A 2,071-nucleotide genomic window follows, 5' to 3' on the forward strand; every position below is an offset into this window, starting at 1 on the left:
CGCCCGCTCTTTGACTATTGACAGACTGCAAAAATCCTTAACTTGTTACGAATCCCCTGCGGGTTCGTTCTTGGCGTTCTCGAAGAGTAGCCGCTATGCGTCTATGGATACAATACGTGCTTTAGTAGCATAGCTGTGCTACCCTACGAACCATATATAGACTTTGAGAAAGGCTAAGATAAAGCAATTCAGGAAAAATTGCTTGCGGTTAATGCTGAGTTAAGAGTATAACAGGAAACAGATTTAACTATTGATGAGGAATAATCCTAATGACTCAATTAGCAAATGTAAAATTCAGTCTGAATGATTTTGAATTACGAGATGGCATTTATTTTCCTAACGACTATGAACAATTGAATAATACTCAACATAAAAAAAGATGGGACGCAATTGGTAAAACATACTATGGTTCCCAAAAAGTTGAAAAACTTGCAGATACATCGCCCATCAAACAAGATTACACTCTGTTAACTGGCACACCTGGAGGTACTTGGAATAAATTTCCATTGAATAAATCTGTTGGTTCTATTTTAGAAATTGGTTGTGGTTATGGTCGCGCACCTTTACATCTATCTAAAGCTAAAAATTTAAAATGCGAAAAATATTATGGAATTGATATTTCTGAACCTTTGTTGCGGCGGTTAATCAAGGTTAAGCAAGAATACAATTTTTTTCCGGAAGCTGAATTTAACTTAATTTGCAATTCAGCTGAAATATTGCCTTTAGAAGATAATTCTATAGATTTGCTAATTTCTAACTGCGTCTTTATGCATATCCCAGATGCACAATTAAGAAATTTGCTGGCTGATATATCTCGCGTACTAAAACCTGGTGGAATTTTCGTTTTTAATCATTCATTTCACAACAAGTCTTGTCCTTCTCATATTATCCATAATTTTATCAGAAGGCTGAATCCATTTGTGAGAAATCCAGTTTATCTCAAGCAATATACATCTGTTGAAATAAATGAAATGTTAGCGACTGCTGGAATTAAGACTAAGTGTCCACAATACAGTGTCGAACCAACAGAAGAATATGCAATTTTGCCGGAAACGATTAAAGGAATTCCAGTGCCGTTTGCTAATGCCATCAATAGAAGCCTTAAGCCATCAGATAGTTTAAAGGAAACTTTGGCTTATGGTTTTAGTGCCTACAGTACTCAACTGGACTAATTAAGAAAGTATTTTGTTGTCACAATGAACTGAATATAAACAAACTACGTAAGCACAACAATGTTGTGCTTTTATTTTTCCAATCAATGTAATTTACCAACTTTTACCAACATATTTTAACTAAAGTTGGTAAATTAGGGATTAGTTGAGCTAATTCTTCCCTTTGCAACTATGCCATTGGATTTATCGCCTCTTTGGATATCACTCAAAACTTCATTACTTGCTACATTTATCACATTCTTCTTGGGTATCGCTGCTGCCTACTGGATGCTGGGATATCGTGGCAAAGGTAAATCGTTGATTGAGAGTATCTTTATTGCACCACTGATTTTACCGCCTACGGTTGTCGGCTTCTTGTTACTGCTATTTTTTGGCAAAAATGGCCCTGTAGGGAAATTCATGGAGGCTTTTGACTTTACCATTGTCTTTACTTGGTATGGTGCAGCGATCGCAGCGACCGTAGTTTCTTTCCCTTTAATGTATAAAACTGCATTGGGAGCTTTTGAACAAATAGATAGTAATTTGCTGCGAGTAGCCAGAACCCTTGGTGCAACCGAAGCCACAATCTTTTGGCGCATCAGTTTACCCCTAGCACTACCCGGCATTGTCGCCGCCACAATGCTGGCTTTTGCCCGTGCTTTAGGAGAATTCGGTGCGACATTGATGCTGGCTGGTAATATTCCCGGACTTACGCAGACAATTCCAATGGCGATTTATTTTGCTGTAGAAGCCGGAGCAATGAACGAAGCGTGGTTCTGGGCGATCGCAATTATGGTGATTTCTCTCTCTGGAATTATTGCAGTCAACTTCTGGCAAGAATTGAGGGAAAAGAGGAGGGGAGCGGGGAGTGGGGAGCAGGGAGCAGGAGAAGTAGAAAGCAAAAACTTATTAACGGAGTT

2 protein-coding genes are annotated in these 2,071 nt (G+C 38.6%); both read left to right on the forward strand.

Translation table 11 applies throughout. The features are described from left to right. Positions 1-269: 269 nt before the first annotated feature. Entirely contained in the window at positions 270-1,172 is a 903-nt protein-coding gene (locus tag ACFFAP_RS38080; RefSeq protein ID WP_375516046.1) for a class I SAM-dependent methyltransferase, read from the forward strand. Positions 1,173-1,343: 171 nt separating this feature from the next. Then, positions 1,344-2,071, forward strand: a 728-nt coding sequence (modB, locus tag ACFFAP_RS38085; protein WP_375516047.1) for a molybdate ABC transporter permease subunit, incomplete at its 3' end; no start/stop codon positions are given.

The sequence above is a fragment of the uncultured Nostoc sp. genome, from assembly GCF_964245575.1.
Lineage (GTDB): Bacteria > Cyanobacteriota > Cyanobacteriia > Cyanobacteriales > Nostocaceae > Nostoc.

Excerpts from the sequence above, each read along its gene's own strand:
- ACFFAP_RS38080 (WP_375516046.1), top strand. The coding sequence starts at position 270 with ATGACTCAATTAGCAAATGTAAAATTCAGTCTGAATGATTTTGAATTA.